This is a genomic window from Escherichia sp. MOD1-EC5433, from assembly GCF_002966005.1.
Taxonomy (GTDB): Bacteria; Pseudomonadota; Gammaproteobacteria; order Enterobacterales; family Enterobacteriaceae; genus Escherichia; species Escherichia ruysiae.
Genome location: NZ_PTRL01000009.1, coordinates 62,753 through 80,535, shown reverse-complemented (window position 1 = coordinate 80,535; position 17,783 = coordinate 62,753). Strand labels below are relative to the sequence as shown.

The window sequence follows — 17,783 nt, the reverse complement described above, 5'->3', positions numbered from 1 at the left end:
CTTAGTGCTGAGCCGGGAACGGTGGCATGGTCAGGAAAGCGTAATATAGCGCCAACATCAGAATGATGGAGATAACACTGAATGTAACAACCAGGCGGGATGCTAATGATGGTCTTTTGAACATCATCCACAGTGCATAAGCAAACCCGACACCGTTAAGTAAAGGTAAAAAAATCATTAGCCAGAGCCAACCCCAGCCAAATACCCCCAGCCATCCCACCGCAACGATAAAAACAGGGAGCAGCCAATTGGGAGTGAATATCGCGAGTAATCCCAGCAATGCCAGACAAACTGGAATTAAATAATCCATTTTTGCATTCCATTACGCTTACATGCCGTATACCAGATGCGGCGTAAACGCCTTATCCATTTTACAAACCAATTGCAAGCCTCAAAATTGAGCGCGATCGGTCCCCTCGCCCCTCTGGGGAGAGGGTTAGGGTGAGGGGAAAAGGCGGCATCGAAGCCAATCTGCCCCATCAACCACCTTTACGAATCAAATAGCGATAAGGCAGCCCATCCGTCTCTTTGGCGACCAGTTCGTGTTCCATAAAGGTACAAAACCCAGGAATATCGCGGGTCGTTGCCGGATCATCAGCAATAATCAGCAACGTTTCGCCAGGCTGCATATTGCGCACGGTTTTGCGCACCATCATCACCGGTTCCGGGCAGCGCAGGCCAAGAGCGTCAAGAGTGTGGTCAGGGCTGGAAAAGAGATCGGTCATTTTCTTCTCACCATATAAAAAAACGGCGCTAGTTTACGCTCTGTACGTCCGTTAGCAAACAAGGTTAACGATTGCGTGAAAATTAACCATTGCATTGTCAACATAAAGCAGTATCATGCGGCGGCTCGAAAAAAGGGTAAGCACGTTACTATCTCACTATAAAATAGCGTGTCGTACGTATTGGGTTCCCTCACCCCAATGGCTAATCAAAAAGGTACAATATGAACGCTTTCTCACAAACGCAACGCTATAAAGCGTTGTTCTGGTTATCGTTATTTCATCTTCTGGTGATCACCTCCAGTAACTATCTGGTACAGCTTCCAGTCTCCATTTTTGGTCTTCATACCACCTGGGGCGCGTTTAGCTTTCCGTTTATTTTTCTTGCTACCGACCTGACCGTGCGTATTTTTGGCGCGCCGCTGGCTCGTCGCATCATCTTTGCGGTAATGATCCCCGCGTTGCTGATCTCCTACGTCATCTCATCACTGTTTTATATGGGTTCATGGCAGGGATTCGGCGCTCTCGCCCACTTCAACCTGTTTGTCGCCCGTATCGCTACCGCCAGCTTTATGGCCTACGCGCTGGGGCAGATCCTCGACGTGCATGTCTTTAACCGCTTGCGTCAGAGTCGTCACTGGTGGCTGGCACCGACGGCTTCCACACTGTTTGGTAACGTCAGCGATACCCTGGCCTTCTTCTTCATTGCTTTCTGGCGCAGCCCGGATGCCTTTATGGCTGAGCACTGGATGGAAATCGCGCTGGTTGATTACTGTTTCAAAGTGTTAATCAGCATCGTTTTCTTCCTGCCAATGTATGGCGTATTACTCAATATGCTATTGAAAAGACTGGCAGATAAATCCGAAATCAACGCTTTGCAGGCCAGTTAAAGGTTCGTTATCAGAGTTGTGATAAGATGGACGAATGAGCCGTTATGGCCGTTTATCGAAAGGAAGAAGTCAATGCGCAATCTGGTTAAATATGTCGGAATTGGCCTGCTGGTTATGGGGCTTGCGGCCTGTGATGATAAAGACACTAACGCTACGGCGCAGGGTTCGGTCGCAGAAAGTAACGCTACCGTGAATCCCGTCAACCTGCTTGATGGCAAGTTAAGTTTCTCGCTGCCAGCGGATATGACCGACCAGAGCGGTAAGCTGGGAACGCAGGCCAATAACATGCACGTCTGGTCCGACGCCACCGGGCAGAAAGCAGTCATCGTCATCATGGGCGACGACCCGAAAGAAGATCTGGCTGTGCTGGCGAAACGTCTGGAAGATCAGCAACGTAGCCGCGATCCGCAACTGCAAGTGGTGACCAACAAATCTATTGAGCTGAAAGGTCACAAAATGCAGCAGTTAGACAGCATTATCTCCGCGAAAGGCCAGACGGCGTACTCTTCCGTCATTCTGGGTAACGTGGGTAATCAACTGCTGACCATGCAAATCACGCTGCCTGCTGACGATCAGCAAAAAGCGCAAACCACCGCAGAAAACATCATTAATACGCTGGTTATTCAGTAAGTTTTAAGATGATGAGACGGTCTCCGGTACTTCCACCGGAGGCCGTTTTTTTAATCGCCACGTCAGCAATAACGCGATTGCTACCAGCCCCGCCGCTGCCAGATAAATCACCGGCACTCCAGCCCAGCTCATCACCAGCCCAGCCAGTGGTCCGGTCACGCCCAGCGATAAATCCATAAACACAGTGTATGTTGCCAGCGCCGCCCCCTGATTCTGCTGCGGAACTGCTTTTACGGCCACCACGCCCAGTGCCGGAAACACCAGCGAAAACCCAGCGCCAGCCAGCAAGACGCCGATTTTCGCCATCCACGGTACGGTGGCTACGCCAACCAATAGCAGGCCGATTATCTCAACGCTAAAGCAGATCATCGCCACGTTTAAGCCGCCGATACGATTAATGCCGTTAGGGAATAACAGTCGCGTACCGACAAACGCACAGCTAAACAGCGTCAGCGCGAAAGCCGCACCGTCCCAGCCCTTAGCATCATAAAACAGTGTGATAAAGGTGGCGATGACGCCAAATCCGGCAGAAGCCAGTGCCAGCGCCATGCCGTACAGCCAGACGCGCCCAAGCACCGCGCGAAACGGCAGTGGCTTGCCTTTGCTGGCTTTCACCGACGGACGCGGGAGCGCCAGCAGAATCGCCACCAGCGCCACACCCATAATGATTAATGCCAGCGTCTGCAACCCGCCCCAGTGATAAAACAGCACGCCCAACGGCGCGCCCATCGCCATCGCCCCGTAAGTGACAATGCCGTTCCACGAAATCACCCGCCCGATATGCAGTGAGCCAACCACACCAACGCCCCACAGTGTCGATCCGGTTCCGGCAAAACTTTGCCCAATGCCGAGGATCACGCGCCCCAGGCACAGTAATAACAGGCTGATGACGGGCAGACTGGCGGTTAATCCTGCGGTCAGATAACCCAGCCCGCTCAAAAAACAGCCGCACAAACCGAAGACGACTATCTTTTTTGGCCCCAGCAAATCAGCATAACGCCCGGCATGTGGGCGACTCAGCAAGGTGGCGAAATATTGCAGGCTGATAACCAGCCCCGCCCAGAAGGCACTATATCCCATCACATCATGGACATAGCCCGGCAATACGGCGAGCGGCAACCCGATGGTGAGGTAGCTGGCGAAGTTAAACATGACAATGGAGACAATGCGCAGATTAAGGCGCAATCCATTTAGCGCGGGTTCGGGCATGGGGATCACCACATTTTTACAACAGTGTTTCATTTTTACCACGGGCTGGCGTGGAAATCAGCAGTAAGAATCAGAATATTGCTGGCGTGACTCCCGCTACACTTAATACAAAAAGTCACAAGGAAGCCCCAATGGAAACCCTTCAACCGGATAAAACAGGAATGCATATTCTGCTCAAGTTGGCCTCGCTGGTGGTGATCCTCGCCGGCATTCACGCAGCGGCAGATATCATTGTGCAACTATTACTGGCGCTCTTTTTCGCTATCGTCCTCAATCCGCTGGTCACATGGTTTATTCGTCGGGGAGTACAACGCCCCATAGCCATTACCATTGTGGTGGTGGTGATGCTGATAGCACTTACTGCGCTGGTCGGCGTACTGGCGGCATCGTTTAACGAATTTATCTCTATGCTGCCGAAATTTAATAAGGAACTGACCCGTAAGCTCTTTAAATTACAAGAGATGTTACCGTTTCTTAATCTGCATATGTCGCCGGAACGAATGCTCCAGCGGATGGATTCGGAAAAAGTTGTCGCCTTCACCACTGCGCTAATGACCGGGCTTTCCGGGGCAATGGCGAGCGTGCTTCTGCTGGTGATGACCGTAGTTTTTATGCTGTTTGAAGTACGCCACGTGCCTTACAAAATGCGTTTTGCGCTAAATAACCCACAGATTCACATCGCCGGACTACACCGCGCCTTAAAAGGTGTTTCGCACTATCTTGCATTGAAGACGCTGCTCAGTTTATGGACAGGCGTCATCGTCTGGCTGGGGCTGGCGCTAATGGGCGTACAGTTTGCGCTGATGTGGGCGGTACTGGCATTTTTGCTCAACTACGTTCCCAATATTGGCGCGGTGATCTCCGCCGTGCCGCCAATGATTCAGGTGTTGCTGTTTAATGGCGTTTACGAATGTATTCTGGTTGGCGCACTGTTTTTAGTTGTCCATATGGTCATCGGCAATATTTTAGAGCCACGGATGATGGGGCATCGACTGGGGATGTCCACCATGGTGGTGTTTCTGTCGTTGTTGGTTTGGGGATGGTTACTCGGTCCGGTTGGTATGCTGCTTTCGGTGCCATTAACCAGCGTCTGTAAAATCTGGATGGAAACCACCAAAGGCGGCAGCAAACTAGCGATTTTACTGGGACCGGGACGACCGAAAAGTCGGTTACCGGGATGAGGCGACAAGTGATACGATACGCACTTTCCTTTTCCATTAAACGTTGGCCCTGATATGTATCGGATAGTTCTGGGGAAAGTTTCGACCTTAAGCACAGCTCCACTGCCACCGGCTTTACGCGAGCAAGCACCGCAAGGTCCACGACGCGAACGCTGGCTGGCGGGGCGTGCATTGCTTTCGCACACGCTTTCCCCGCTACCGGAGATCATCTATGGCGAACAAGGCAAACCGGCATTCGCGCCGGAAACGCCGCTATGGTTCAACTTAAGCCATAGCGGTGACGATATCGCCCTGCTGTTGAGCGATGAAGGCGAAGTCGGCTGCGATATCGAAGTGATTCGCCCGCGCGCCAACTGGCGCTGGCTGGCGAACGCCGTGTTCAGCCTCGGGGAACACGCTGAGATGGACGCCGTGCATCCCGATCAGCAACTAGAAATGTTCTGGCGCATCTGGACGCGCAAAGAAGCCATCGTTAAACAACGTGGCGGCAGCGCCTGGCAAATCGTCAGCGTAGACAGCACCTATCACTCCTCGCTGTCAGTCAGCCATTGTCAGCTAGAAAATTTAAGTCTGGCGATCTGCACCCCTACCCCCTTTACGCTCTCCGCCGACAGTGTGCAATGGATCGATTCAGTTAACTGATCCGCCCACCCGACTGCCCATCTATTGATCCAGAACAGGTAATCAGTATGACGAATACTTAAAATCGTCATACTTATTTCCGCCATCTATTTTAATCCATTGGGGTTACCATGCTCTCCACACTCCGCCGCACTCTATTTGCGCTGCTGGCTTGTGCGTCTTTTATCGTCCATGCCGCTGCACCAGATGAAATCACCACCGCCTGGCCGGTGAATGTCGGGCCACTAAACCCGCACCTTTACACGCCTAACCAGATGTTCGCCCAGAGCATGGTTTATGAACCGCTGGTGAAATATCAGGCAGACGGTTCGGTGATCCCGTGGCTGGCAAAAAGCTGGACTCATTCAGAAGATGGTAAAACCTGGACCTTCACCCTGCGTGATGACGTGAAATTCTCCAACGGTGAACCGTTCGATGCCGAGGCGGCGGCAGAAAACTTCCGCGTAGTGCTCGATAACCGTCAACGTCACGCCTGGCTGGAGCTGGCAAACCAGATTGTTGATGTTAAAGCACTTAGTAAAACGGAGCTGCAAATCACCCTGAAAAGCGCCTACTATCCTTTCCTGCAAGAACTGGCCCTGCCCCGTCCTTTCCGCTTTATCGCCCCCTCGCAGTTTAAAAACCATGAAACCATGAACGGAATTAAAGCACCGATTGGCACCGGACCGTGGGTTTTGCAGGAATCGAAACTGAATCAGTACGATGTCTTCGTCCGTAACGAAAACTACTGGGGCGAAAAGCCGGCGATTAAAAAGATCACCTTTAACGTCATCCCGGACCCGACTACCCGCGCGGTGGCGTTTGAAACTGGCGATATCGACCTGCTGTACGGAAACGAAGGGTTATTACCGCTCGATACCTTCGCCCGCTTTAGCCAGAACCCGGCTTACCACACCCAACTGTCACAGCCGATCGAAACCGTGATGCTGGCGCTTAATACTGCCAAAGCCCCCACCAACGAGCTGGCAGTGCGGGAAGCTCTCAATTACGCGGTGAACAAAAAATCTCTGATTGATAATGCGTTGTATGGCACTCAGCAGGTCGCCGACACCCTGTTTGCCCCTTCCGTGCCCTACGCTAATCTCGGCCTGAAGCCGCGCCAGTACGATCCACAGAAAGCGAAAGAATTGCTGGAAAAAGCAGGCTGGACGTTGCCTGCGGGAAAAGACATCCGCGAGAAAAACGGTCAGCCGCTGCGCATTGAACTGTCGTTTATCGGCACCGATGCGTTAAGCAAATCAATGGCGGAAATCATTCAGGCCGATATGCGCCAGATTGGCGCTGATGTCTCGCTGATCGGCGAAGAAGAGAGCAGTATCTATGCTCGTCAACGCGACGGTCGTTTTGGCATGATTTTCCACCGTACCTGGGGAGCGCCTTACGATCCACACGCCTTTCTGAGTTCGATGCGCGTACCGTCGCACGCTGACTTCCAGGCTCAGCAAGGATTAGCCGACAAGCCGCTGATTGATAAAGAGATCGGCGAAGTACTGGCGACCCATGATGAAACGCAACGTCAGGCGCTGTATCGCGACATTCTGACCCGTCTGCATGACGAGGCGGTTTACCTGCCTATCAGCTACATCTCAATGATGGTGGTATCGAAACCGGAACTGGGCAACATCCCCTACGCGCCGATCGCCACCGAAATTCCGTTCGAACAGATTAAACCGGTGAAACCTTAATGTTGCGTTACGTATTACGCCGCTTTCTGCTGCTGATCCCGATGGTGCTCGCCGCCTCGGTGATCATTTTTCTGATGCTGCGCCTCGGCACCGGCGACCCGGCGCTCGACTATTTGCGTTTATCTAACCTGCCGCCGACGCCGGAGATGCTGGCCTCTACCCGCACCATGCTGGGACTGGATCAGCCGCTGTACGTCCAGTACGGCACCTGGTTGTGGAAGGCGCTGCATCTTGACTTTGGTATCTCATTCGCCAGCCAACGCCCGGTACTGGACGATATGCTGAACTTCCTGCCTGCCACGCTGGAGCTTGCAGGTGCGGCGCTGGTATTAATTCTGCTCACTTCCGTACCGCTCGGTATCTGGGCGGCGCGCCATCGCGACCGTCTGCCGGATTTCGCCGTACGTTTCATCGCGTTTCTCGGCGTCTCAATGCCTAACTTCTGGCTAGCGTTTTTGCTGGTAATGGCGTTTTCAGTGTATCTGCAATGGCTGCCCGCGATGGGTTACGGCGGTTGGCAGCACATCATTTTGCCGGCGGTTTCCATCGCCTTTATGTCGCTGGCGATTAACGCGCGGCTGCTGCGCGCCAGTATGCTGGACGTCGCCGGTCAGCGTCACGTCACCTGGGCGCGGCTGCGCGGTTTGAACGACAAACAGACCGAACGCCGTCACATCCTGCGCAATGCCTCGCTGCCGATGATCACCGCCGTGGGGATGCACATCGGCGAACTGATCGGCGGGACGATGATTATCGAAAACATCTTTGCCTGGCCGGGCGTCGGGCGCTATGCGGTATCGGCGATTTTCAACCGTGACTATCCGGTGATTCAATGCTTTACGCTGATGATGGTGGTGGTTTTTGTGGTCTGTAATTTGATTGTCGATTTGCTCAACGCCGCGCTGGATCCGCGCATTCGTCGTCATGAAGGAGCGCACGCGTGAACTTTTTCCTCTCTTCCCGCTGGTCGGTACGCCTGGCGCTGATCATTATCGCCCTGCTGGCGCTGATTGCGCTCACCAGCCAGTGGTGGCTGCCGTATGACCCACAGGCGATTGATCTGCCGTCGCGCCTGCTCTCGCCGGATGCGCAGCACTGGCTGGGCACCGATCACTTAGGGCGTGATATTTTCTCGCGGCTGATGGCGGCGACCCGCGTGTCGCTCGGCTCGGTAATGGCCTGCCTGCTGCTGGTGCTGACATTAGGGCTGGTCATTGGCGGCAGCGCCGGGCTGATTGGCGGGCGTGTTGATCAGGCCACCATGCGCGTCGCCGATATGTTTATGACCTTCCCGACCTCGATTCTGTCGTTCTTTATGGTTGGCGTGCTTGGCACCGGGTTGACCAACGTCATTATCGCCATCGCCCTGTCACACTGGGCGTGGTACGCGCGCATGGTGCGCAGCCTTGTGATTTCGCTGCGCCAGCGCGAGTTTGTGCTGGCATCACGGCTTTCTGGCGCGGGCCATGTGCGGGTGTTTGTTGATCATCTGGCAGGCGCGGTGATCCCCTCGCTGCTGGTGCTGGCGACGCTGGATATCGGCCATATGATGCTGCACGTCGCGGGGATGTCCTTCCTCGGCCTCGGCGTGACCGCTCCGACCGCCGAATGGGGCGTGATGATTAACGACGCGCGTCAGTATATCTGGACTCAGCCGCTGCAAATGTTCTGGCCGGGGCTGGCGCTGTTTATCAGCGTGATGGCCTTTAACCTGGTGGGTGACGCACTGCGCGATCATCTGGATCCTCATCTGGTGACGGAGCACGCACACTAATGCCGCAACAGATTGAACTACGTAATATCGCGCTACAGGCCGCGCAGCCGCTGGTACACGGCGTATCGTTAACTCTGCAACGCGGGCGTGTGCTGGCGTTAGTCGGCGGTAGCGGCAGCGGGAAATCACTGACCTGCGCCGCGACGCTGGGCATTCTGCCCGCTGGCGTTCGCCAGACGGCGGGGGAAATTTTAGCCGATGGCAAGCCGGTTTCGCCTTGTGCGCTACGCGGGATAAAAATTGCCACCATCATGCAGAACCCGCGCAGCGCCTTTAATCCGCTGCACACCATGCACACCCACGCGCGGGAAACCTGCCTGGCGTTAGGGAAACCCGCCGATGACGCCACGCTTACTGCTGCCATAGAAGCGGTGGGGCTGGAAAACGCCGCGCGTGTATTGAAGCTGTACCCGTTCGAGATGAGCGGCGGCATGTTGCAGCGCATGATGATTGCGATGGCGGTGCTGTGTGAATCACCGTTTATCATCGCCGATGAACCGACCACCGACCTCGACGTGGTAGCACAGGCACGCATCCTCGATCTGCTGGAAAGCATTATGCAAAAACAAGCGCCGGGAATGCTGCTGGTCACCCATGATATGGGCGTAGTAGCACGTCTGGCGGACGATGTGGCGGTGATATCACAAGGTAAAATTGTCGAACAGGGCGATGTAGAAACGCTGTTTAACGCCCCCAAACATACGGTGACGCGCAGCCTGGTTTCCGCTCATCTCGCCCTCTACGGTATGGAGCTGGCATCATGACCTTACTTAACGTCTGCGACCTTTCCCATCACTATGCCCACGGTGGATTTAGCGGAAAACATCAACATCAGGCGGTGCTGAATAACGTTTCCCTGACCCTGAAAAGCGGTGAAACCGTCGCCCTGCTGGGACGCAGCGGCTGCGGAAAAAGCACCCTCGCACGGCTATTGGTAGGTTTAGAATCTCCCTCAAAGGGAAATATTAGCTGGCGCGGCGAACCGCTGGCGAAACTTAATCGCGCCCAGCGTAAGGCGTTCCGCCGCGATATTCAGATGGTGTTTCAGGACTCCATCAGCGCCGTTAACCCACGCAAAACCGTGCGCGAGATCCTGCGTGAACCGATGCGCCACCTGCTATCGCTAAAAAAATCCGAACAACTGGCGCGCGCCAGCGAAATGTTGCGCGCGGTCGATCTCGACGACAGCGTGCTCGACAAACGCCCACCGCAGTTAAGCGGTGGCCAGCTCCAGCGCGTCTGCCTGGCGCGCGCACTGGCGGTCGAACCGAAACTGCTGATTCTGGATGAAGCCGTTTCCAATCTTGACCTCGTATTACAAGCGGGCGTCATTCGTCTACTGAAAAAGCTGCAACAACAGTTTGGCACCGCCTGCCTGTTCATCACCCACGACTTACGCCTGGTGGAACGCTTTTGCCAGCGGGTGATGGTGATGGACAACGGGCAAATCGTCGAAACCCAGGTGGTGGGAGATAAATTAACCTTTTCCTCTGACGCCGGACGTGTGCTACAAAACGCGGTATTACCCGCATTCCCCGTGCGCCGTCGCGCCACTGAAAAGGTTTAACGCAAATGCAACGAGTCACCATCACGCTTGATGACGATTTACTGGAGACGCTGGACAGCCTGAGCCAGCGTCGTGGTTATAACAACCGTTCCGAAGCTATCCGCGATATTCTGCGTAGCGCCCTGGCGCAGGAAGCTACCCAGCAGCACGGCACACAAGGTTTCGCGGTGCTGTCGTATGTGTATGAACACGAAAAACGCGACTTAGCCAGCCGTATTGTCTCCACCCAGCATCATCACCACGATCTCTCGGTCGCCACGCTGCATGTGCACATTAATCACGACGACTGTCTGGAAATCGCCGTTCTGAAAGGAGACATGGGCGACGTACAACATTTTGCCGATGACGTTATCGCCCAGCGCGGCGTGCGGCACGGGCATTTACAGTGCCTGCCGAAGGAAGATTAACCCCGTAATCACGCCATTGTCCCAATCGTCTTCCTGAATCGCAGCAGCGCGATGGTGAAAAACGCGCCGCCAATTGCCATCAGCGTAAGGAACTGCGGCCAGACGATTTCGAATCCGGCACCACGGTAGAGAATGGCTTGCGCGAGGCTAACAAAGTGTGTCGTCGGCATGGTCAACATAATGTCCTGCACCATCTGCGGCATACTTTCGCGCGGCGTGGAGCCACCGGAAAGCATTTGTAGCGGTAGCAGCACCAGAATCACCAGCAGCCCCAGTTGCGGCATTGAGCGCGCTATCGTCCCCATAAAAATACCGATTGACGTGGTAGCAAACAGGCTGAGCGCCACGCCCAGCATAAACAGCGGGATCGAGCCTTCAATCGGTACACCCAGTACGCCTTTCACCATCAGCACCAGCGATAATCCCGACACCACCAGCACCACCAGCCCCATCGACCAGACCTTTGCCATCATGATCTCAAACGGCGTTATCGGCATCACCAGTAAGTGTTCCACCGTGCCGTGTTCACGCTCGCGGATCAGCGCCGATCCGGTCAGCACAATCGCCAGCATGGTAATGTTGTTGATGATCGCCATCACCCCGCCAAACCACGCGGGATCGAGATTCGGGTTAAAGCGCATCCGGGTTTCCAACGATACCAACGGTTCGCTGTTATCACGGTAGCGCGCGACAAAGCTGTTCACTTCACTGTTGATAATATTCTGGATATACCCGTTGCCGGTAAATGCCTGGCTCATGCGCGTGGCATCGACGTTCACCTGAATATCCGGCTGGCGTCCGGCGAGGACATCACGCTGAAAATTAGGCGGAATATTTATCGCGAAGGTATAGCGCCCGGCGTCCAGCCCGGCATCCATCTCATCGGCGGTGATCATCTCCGGTGGCAAAAACCACGGGCGATAGAAGCTGTTAACAATCCGGTTCGATAACTGCGATTGATCCATATCGGCAATGGCGATCGGTGCCAGGTTCAACGATCCTGGCGTAACGGTTGCCGACGAGTACACCGACACCGTAAACGAGAAAACAATCAGCGTCAGCATCGCTTTATCACCAAGCAGACTGCGCAACTCTTTGATACCCAGATTAAAAATATTGCGTAAATGGCGCATCATCCCTCCTGTTTTTTCAGCAGCAGGATGCTTAAGCCCATCACCAGCGGTATGGCTATCAGCAACGGGATAAAAAGTTGCCATAAATCAGTCAGATCCAGCGCCTTCGAAAACGTCCCGCGCGCGATAGTCAGAAAATGACTGGTGGGGTAAACCTCGCCGATCCAACGCCCCGGCCCTTCCAGCGATGCCACCGGATCGATCATCCCGGAAAACTGCGTCGCCGGAATCAACGTGATAATCGCCGTACCGAAAATGGCGGCAATCTGGCTTTTCATAAAGGTGGAGATCAGCAGCCCCATTCCGGTGGCGATGATGATATACAGCAGCGCCGCCAGGGTGAGCGTCAGGAAGCTGCCTTTATGCGGTACGCCAAACACAAACACCGACAAGGCGCAGAGCAGGAAAAAGTTCAGCATCCCCAGCGCGATGTACGGCAGCTGTTTGCCAAGCAAAAACTCGCTACGGGTGGTGGGGGTCACGTAAAGGTTGATAATCGACCCTAGCTCTTTTTCCCGCACCACGCTAAGGGCGCTTAGCATTGACGGGATCATCATCAGCAGAAGCGGGATCACCGCCGGAACAATCGCTGGCAGGCTTTTTACGTCCGGGTTATAGCGATAACGCGTCTCAATATTCATCAGCCCGCTTTGGCTGGCGGGCGTGGATTGTCGGCTCGCTACATCCTGTAACCAGCTCTGGTGCATAGCCTGCACGTAGCCTTTTACCGTTTCGGCGCGGCTCGGCATCGCACCATCGATCCAGACACCGAGTTCCACGGGTGTACCACGCGCGATATCGCGCCCGAAATTGGGTGGGATCTCAATTGCCACCGTGATATCGCCCGCACGCATCCGGCGATCCAGCTCGTCATAACTGGTGAGCGGTGGTTGTTCGATAAAGTAACGGGAACCGGAGAGATTGAGCGTCCACGCCTGGCTACTGACGGTCTGGTCGCGATCGAGCACCGCAAAGCGCAGGTTTTCCACATCCATACTGATGCCGTAACCCATTATCAGCATCAGGATCACTGTTCCCATCAGCGCCAGCGTCGAACGCACCGGATCGCGGCGCAATTCCAGTGCTTCGCGGCGGCTGTAGCTAAACAGACGGCGCAGGCTAAATCCCTGACGCGGGGCGTGGGTGGTGTCGTGTATCACGGGCGGCGCTTCGGCTTCGTTGCTCTGCCCTGCCGCCTCCTGCAAACAGGCGATAAATGCCTCTTCCAGACTGGCGGCTCCACGTTCCTCAACCAGCTCCTGTGGCGTGCCGCTGGCGAGCACTTTTCCGGCGTGCATCAGTGAGATACGGTCGCAGCGTTCCGCTTCGTTCATAAAGTGGGTGGAGATGAAAATAGTCACTTTGTCCTGGCGCGAGAGATCGACCATCAACTGCCAGAACATATCCCTCGCCACCGGATCGACGCCAGAAGTAGGCTCATCGAGGATTAACATCTCCGGGCGATGAATCACCGCTACCGCCAGTGAAAGCCGCTGACGAATGCCGAGCGGCAATGACTCAGGCAGCACATCTTCGACGTCGTTGAGCTTAAAACGCTCGCTCATTTCAGCAACTCGCGCGGGAATTTCCGCTTCCGGGATGTGAAACAAACGAGCATGTAACTCAAGGTTTTGCCGCACGGTGAGTTCGTTATAGAGCGAAAACGCCTGCGACATATAGCCAACCCGACGACGGGTATCAATATCTTTTGGATCAACCGGTTGCCCAAACAGCCACGCCTCACCTTCGCTGGCGGGCAGCAGTCCGGTAAGCATTTTCATGGTGGTAGATTTACCGCAGCCGTTCGAACCGAGGAAGCCAAAAATCTCCCCGCGTGGAATGCGGAAATTGACGTGATCAACGGCAACGAAGGAACCAAAACGCATGGTCAGATCGCGCGCTTCGATGGCAATCTCTGCGTTTTCAGGTTGATACGGTGGGATCACTACCGCCTGATGCGCCTGGCGTTGCGCTTGCGGTAACAGATTAATAAATGCTTCTTCCAGCGTGGCGCTTTGTGTTTGCTGACGCAGTTCTTCGGCGCTACCGGTCGCCAGCACTTCTCCGGCATTCATCGCCACCAGCCAGTCGAAGCGTTCGGCCTCTTCCATATAGGCGGTGGCGACCAGCACGCTCATATTGCTCTGCCGCTGGCGAATACTGTCGATGAGATCCCAGAACTGAGCGCGAGAGAGCGGGTCAACCCCCGTCGTTGGCTCATCAAGAATCAACAGTTCCGGGTCGTGGATTAACGCACAGCACAGCCCAAGTTTTTGCTTCATCCCGCCGGAGAGTTTCCCTGCCGGACGATCGCGAAACGGAGCTAACCCGGTGCTGGTCAGCAGCTCATTAATTCGTACTTCCCGCTCCGCTTTGTCGTGACCGAACAGGCGGGCGAAAAAATCGACGTTTTCATACACCGACAAGGTGTGGTAGAGATTTTTTCCCAGCCCCTGCGGCATCCAGGCGATACGCGGGCAGACGTCGCGGCGATGCTTTGGGTCGCGCATATCGCCGCCCAATACCATCACGTTGCCCCGCTCAATGACGCGGGCACCGGAAATCAGCGATAACAAACTCGACTTCCCGACGCCGTCCGGGCCAATCAGCCCGACCATGCAGCGAGCCGGTATATCGAGAGTGATATTGTTCAGCGCAACGGTTTTTCCATAATGCTGGCTCACGCCCGCCAGTTGCGCGACAGGCGGAACGGGAACCAGTTCCAGATGCGTCATTGCGGCAACCTCACCACCAGGTCTTCAGGCCACGGACGTTCTTCGTTCACCCGCACCCACGCCACGCCCGGTAAACCGGTTTTGACATATTCCAGATGTTGCTGGAGTAATTCCGGTGGGATACGCGCTTTGACGCGGAACATCAGTTTCAGCCGTTCATCGCTGGTTTCGACGGTTTTTGGCGTGAACTGGGCGACGCTGGCGACAAAACTGATGGTCGCAGGAATACGCAAATCTGGCGCGGCATCGAGGATCAGCCGTGCTTCGCCGCCAAGTTTCAGCGTGCCCGCCTGTTCGGTTGGCAGGAAGAAGGTCATATAAACGTCGCTCAGATCGACCATATTCAGCACCCGACCGCCTGCCGCCAGCACTTCGCCTGGCTCAGCAACCCGATACTGCACGCGTCCATCGCGCGGGGCTTTTAGTTCACTATCGTCGATATCTGCCGCAATACGCCGTTCAGTGGCTTGCGCAGCTTCTACACGAGTTTGTGCCTGAATGATATTGGTACGTGCCGCTTCAATAGCGGCTTTAGAAGCCGAAACCTGGGCCTTTGCCGACTCCAGCGCAGCACGGGCGCTTTCGGCAGCGGCGCGGTCGTCATCCAGTTGTTGCGCAGAAATAGCCCCACTATGGGCGAGCGAGCGGGAACGCGTATGACGTTTGGCAACGGAGTCCAGTTCAGCTTGCCGTTGATTAACCAGCGACTGTGCGGCACGAGTTTCACTTTGCCGCTGTTCCAGCAAAGCCTGCGCGGCGGCAACGGCACTTTGCGCCTCTTTGATTTGCGCGATGGCTTCCAGTCGCTGCTCCTGCAACACACGAGTGTCCATCTTCGCCAGCACTTCGCCTTCGCGGACAAACTGGCCTTCTTTCACCAGAATGGTGTCGATACGCCCGGCAATTTTACTGGCGATATCCACTTCCGTCGCTTCAATGCGACCATTACTGACGGCAAAACCCTCCGGTACACCTGCCGGACGCAATAACCACCACGCCAGGGCGGCCGCAACCGCCAGTAACCCGACAACCCACCACGCCAGATGGCGCTTAATCTTATCCATAATCGACCCGCCATAATCCCTGTAATTAAACGACGCGTGTTACAGCAGCCGCCGAACGATGTTCAGCGAATTCTTCCATCCGGGATGAGAAGGAAACGGCATATACGACCAGGGCGCCGCAAGATGAGCGCCAACGGGGAAGGCTTAGTGAAAACGGGTAGTAATGTTGTCATCATCAGCATTCCTGGCCGTAAATGAAACACGCATACTCATAATTGAAATCAATTAAATACTAACAGTTATATTCATGTTGTCTATTTGATTACAATCAGCTTGTGATACATCACGATGTTCTACATTTCGATTACGTTTTTAACCCAAAATATCCTTAACAGGAACGGTGACTATCACACAGCGTTATTATTCTCTTGTGTACAAATATCTTAACGAAAGGTAATAGGGTATTTTTGCGAAAAGAGGGTGGATGAGAAAAAGCAGCATTTTAAGCGACGATGAAAAATAAGGAAAAGATATTAATTCAGAATTAGCTGTAGGATAAATATTTATTTGCCAGCATTAACTCGCCTATAAAATTCAATACTCAGAACAATAAATCCGGTTATAGTAAAGTTACTTTTTACAATTAGTGGTATCTCATTGTTATATTTAAGTGACTAAAAATACTACTTACACGCTTTCTGACATTAGCGGAAACGTATATGGAGATTGAGATGAACATATATATCGGATGGTTGTTTAAATTAATCCCTTTGATAATGGGTATAATATGCATCGCGTTAGGTGATTTTGTATTAGCAGGTTCAGGGCAAAGTGAATATTTCGTTGCAGGACATGTTTTAATTTCTCTTTCTGCAATATGCCTGGCGTTGTTCACTACAGCATTTATTATCATCTCTCAGTTAAATCATGGTGTGAATAAATTCTACAACACGCTATTTCCTATTATTGGTTATGCAGGTTCCGTTGCAACGATGATTTGGGGATGGTCTCTGCTGGCAAGCGATAATGTGATGGCGGATGAATTTGTTGCCGGGCACGTTATTTTTGGTGTTGGGATGATTGCCGCCTGCGTATCAACCGTCGCGGCATCTTCCGGGCATTTTCTGCTCATCCCGAAAAACGCGGCAGGGAGTAAAAGCGATGGAACTCCGCTTCAGGCTTATTCTTCGTTTATTGGTAATTGCTTAATTGCCGTGCCACTACTTCTGACTCTCTTTGGTTTCCTCTGGTCAGTTACTCTTTTGCGTAGTGCAGATATTACAGCGCATTATGTTGCAGGCCATGTACTCCTGGGGCTAACGGCAATTTGCGCTTGTCTTATTGGTCTGGTCGCCACCATTGTTCATCAAACGCGGAACACATTCTCAGAGAAAGAACATTGGCTCTGGTGCTATTGGGTTATTTTGCTCGGCTCACTTACCGTTATTCAGGGTATCTACGTATTAATCAGTTCAGATGCAAGCGCCCGTCTGGCACCCGGCATTATTCTCATTTGTCTGGGTATGATCTGCTACAGTATTTTCTCCAAAGTGTGGTTGCTGGCGTTGGTCTGGAGACGCACCTGTTCGTTAACCAACAGAATACCAATGATACCGGTATTTACCTGTCTGTTTTGCCTGTTCCTCGCGGCGTTCCTTGCTGAAATTGCGCAAATCGATATGGCTTACTTTATTCCCTCGCGGGTTCTGGTAGGCTTGGGTGCAGTATGTTTTACGCTGTTTTCAATCGTTTCTATATTAGAAGCGGGTTCTGCGAAAAAATAATGGCTCTCGCCGGGTTGTGGTTATGCTACAGCCCGGCGAATATTAATACTTCCCGTTATTCACGCAGCACTCTTCACGCAGAAAACTAATAATCCCTTCCAGAACATCATATTGCGAGACACACATCAACGTGCGACTTTCGCGGTTTTGCTTAACCAGACCAACGGAGACCAGCGCCGAGATATGGTGGCTTAAGGTCGATGCGGGGATCGCAAGCTCCTTCTGTAACTCGCCTACCGGCATCCCGCGCTCTCCCGCTTTGACCAAATGACGAAAAATAAACAAACGGGTCGGATGACCTAATTCTTTCAGCGCCTTAGCGACATCTTCCAGTTCCATAAGTAGTTTCTCCGGTTAATTGATATTTCGATGATACCAGAAATATCTTGCTCATCGTTCATCATTTCGATAATTTTAGAA

General features: G+C 53.6%; 19 protein-coding genes. 11 read left to right on the top strand and 8 right to left on the bottom strand.

Annotated elements, in window-relative coordinates; genetic code table 11:
* Position 1: 1 nt before the first annotated feature.
* Both C3D30_RS17515 and tusA read right to left on the bottom strand, forming a co-directional pair.
* Entirely contained in the window at positions 2–310 is a 309-nt protein-coding gene (locus tag C3D30_RS17515; protein WP_000385058.1) for a hypothetical protein, read from the bottom strand.
* A 169-nt stretch (positions 311–479) separates the two neighbouring features.
* On the bottom strand, positions 480–725 hold the full coding sequence (tusA, locus tag C3D30_RS17505; protein WP_000130621.1) for a sulfurtransferase TusA: 246 nt from the start codon (positions 723–725) through the stop codon (positions 480–482).
* A gap of 221 nt (positions 726–946) precedes the next feature.
* Between tusA and C3D30_RS17500 the strand changes: the two genes are divergently transcribed.
* Together C3D30_RS17500 and dcrB are read left to right on the top strand one after the other, a co-directional pair.
* Positions 947–1,612 carry a 7-cyano-7-deazaguanine/7-aminomethyl-7-deazaguanine transporter gene (locus tag C3D30_RS17500; protein WP_105287189.1) on the top strand — a complete coding sequence of 222 codons (666 nt, stop codon included), beginning with the start codon at positions 947–949 and terminating at the stop codon, positions 1,610–1,612.
* A 72-nt stretch (positions 1,613–1,684) separates the two neighbouring features.
* On the top strand, positions 1,685–2,242 hold the full coding sequence (gene dcrB, locus C3D30_RS17495; RefSeq protein WP_001245301.1) for a phage sensitivity protein DcrB: 558 nt from the start codon (positions 1,685–1,687) through the stop codon (positions 2,240–2,242).
* A 3-nt stretch (positions 2,243–2,245) separates the two neighbouring features.
* Here dcrB and C3D30_RS17490 read toward each other — a convergent pair whose 3' ends face one another.
* The gene (locus tag C3D30_RS17490) at positions 2,246–3,484 is read right to left on the bottom strand and encodes an MFS transporter (protein WP_105287188.1); all 1,239 of its coding nucleotides are present in this window, start codon (positions 3,482–3,484) and stop codon (positions 2,246–2,248) included.
* A gap of 98 nt (positions 3,485–3,582) precedes the next feature.
* Here C3D30_RS17490 and C3D30_RS17485 point away from each other — a divergent pair, with 98 nt between their 5' ends.
* The 8 genes from C3D30_RS17485 (at position 3,583) to nikR (ending at position 10,707) form a co-directional block, all read left to right on the top strand.
* Positions 3,583–4,632, top strand: a complete 1,050-nt coding sequence (locus C3D30_RS17485) for an AI-2E family transporter (RefSeq protein ID WP_010350607.1) — start codon at positions 3,583–3,585, stop codon at positions 4,630–4,632.
* A gap of 54 nt (positions 4,633–4,686) precedes the next feature.
* Positions 4,687–5,274: a 4'-phosphopantetheinyl transferase AcpT gene (gene acpT, locus C3D30_RS17480; RefSeq protein ID WP_016158903.1), complete on the top strand. Its 588-nt coding sequence runs from the start codon at positions 4,687–4,689 to the stop codon at positions 5,272–5,274.
* A 110-nt stretch (positions 5,275–5,384) separates the two neighbouring features.
* Positions 5,385–6,959, top strand: a complete 1,575-nt coding sequence (gene nikA, locus C3D30_RS17475; RefSeq protein ID WP_105287187.1) for a nickel ABC transporter substrate-binding protein — start codon at positions 5,385–5,387, stop codon at positions 6,957–6,959.
* Entirely contained in the window at positions 6,959–7,903 is a 945-nt protein-coding gene (gene nikB / locus C3D30_RS17470; protein WP_000947068.1) for a nickel ABC transporter permease subunit NikB, read from the top strand. The genes nikA and nikB overlap by 1 nt, the downstream gene beginning before the upstream one ends.
* Positions 7,900–8,733: a nickel ABC transporter permease subunit NikC gene (gene nikC, locus C3D30_RS17465; RefSeq protein WP_001008963.1), complete on the top strand. Its 834-nt coding sequence runs from the start codon at positions 7,900–7,902 to the stop codon at positions 8,731–8,733. The genes nikB and nikC overlap by 4 nt, the downstream gene beginning before the upstream one ends.
* Positions 8,733–9,497, top strand: a complete 765-nt coding sequence (gene nikD / locus C3D30_RS17460) for a nickel import ATP-binding protein NikD (protein WP_105287186.1) — start codon at positions 8,733–8,735, stop codon at positions 9,495–9,497. Before nikC ends, nikD begins: the two co-directional genes overlap by 1 nt.
* A complete protein-coding gene (gene nikE, locus C3D30_RS17455; RefSeq protein ID WP_105287185.1) occupies positions 9,494–10,300 on the top strand; it encodes a nickel import ATP-binding protein NikE in 807 nt (268 codons plus the stop codon). Before nikD ends, nikE begins: the two co-directional genes overlap by 4 nt.
* Positions 10,301–10,305: 5 nt before the next feature.
* On the top strand, positions 10,306–10,707 hold the full coding sequence (nikR, locus tag C3D30_RS17450; protein WP_001190062.1) for a nickel-responsive transcriptional regulator NikR: 402 nt from the start codon (positions 10,306–10,308) through the stop codon (positions 10,705–10,707).
* A gap of 8 nt (positions 10,708–10,715) precedes the next feature.
* On the opposite strand, the gene C3D30_RS17445 is transcribed toward nikR, so the two are convergent.
* The 4 genes from C3D30_RS17445 to C3D30_RS20665 form a co-directional block, all read right to left on the bottom strand.
* Positions 10,716–11,840 (bottom strand): ABC transporter permease, encoded by a 1,125-nt coding sequence (locus C3D30_RS17445; RefSeq protein ID WP_010350603.1) that lies wholly within the window; start codon positions 11,838–11,840, stop codon positions 10,716–10,718.
* A complete protein-coding gene (rbbA, locus tag C3D30_RS17440) occupies positions 11,840–14,575 on the bottom strand; it encodes a ribosome-associated ATPase/putative transporter RbbA (RefSeq protein WP_105287184.1) in 2,736 nt (911 codons plus the stop codon). The genes C3D30_RS17445 and rbbA overlap by 1 nt, the downstream gene beginning before the upstream one ends.
* Positions 14,572–15,639 carry an HlyD family secretion protein gene (locus C3D30_RS17435; protein ID WP_016158898.1) on the bottom strand — a complete coding sequence of 356 codons (1,068 nt, stop codon included), beginning with the start codon at positions 15,637–15,639 and terminating at the stop codon, positions 14,572–14,574. Before C3D30_RS17435 ends, rbbA begins: the two co-directional genes overlap by 4 nt.
* A gap of 62 nt (positions 15,640–15,701) precedes the next feature.
* Positions 15,702–15,815: a hypothetical protein gene (locus C3D30_RS20665; protein WP_212976463.1), complete on the bottom strand. Its 114-nt coding sequence runs from the start codon at positions 15,813–15,815 to the stop codon at positions 15,702–15,704.
* 495 nt (positions 15,816–16,310) lie between these two features.
* Here C3D30_RS20665 and C3D30_RS17430 point away from each other — a divergent pair, with 495 nt between their 5' ends.
* Positions 16,311–17,363, top strand: coding sequence for a DUF2776 family protein (locus tag C3D30_RS17430; protein ID WP_016231547.1), 1,053 nt, complete (start codon positions 16,311–16,313; stop codon positions 17,361–17,363).
* Between the two features lie 42 nt (positions 17,364–17,405).
* Here C3D30_RS17430 and C3D30_RS17425 read toward each other — a convergent pair whose 3' ends face one another.
* Positions 17,406–17,702 carry an ArsR/SmtB family transcription factor gene (locus tag C3D30_RS17425; protein ID WP_000418114.1) on the bottom strand — a complete coding sequence of 99 codons (297 nt, stop codon included), beginning with the start codon at positions 17,700–17,702 and terminating at the stop codon, positions 17,406–17,408.
* Positions 17,703–17,783: the final 81 nt, after the last annotated feature.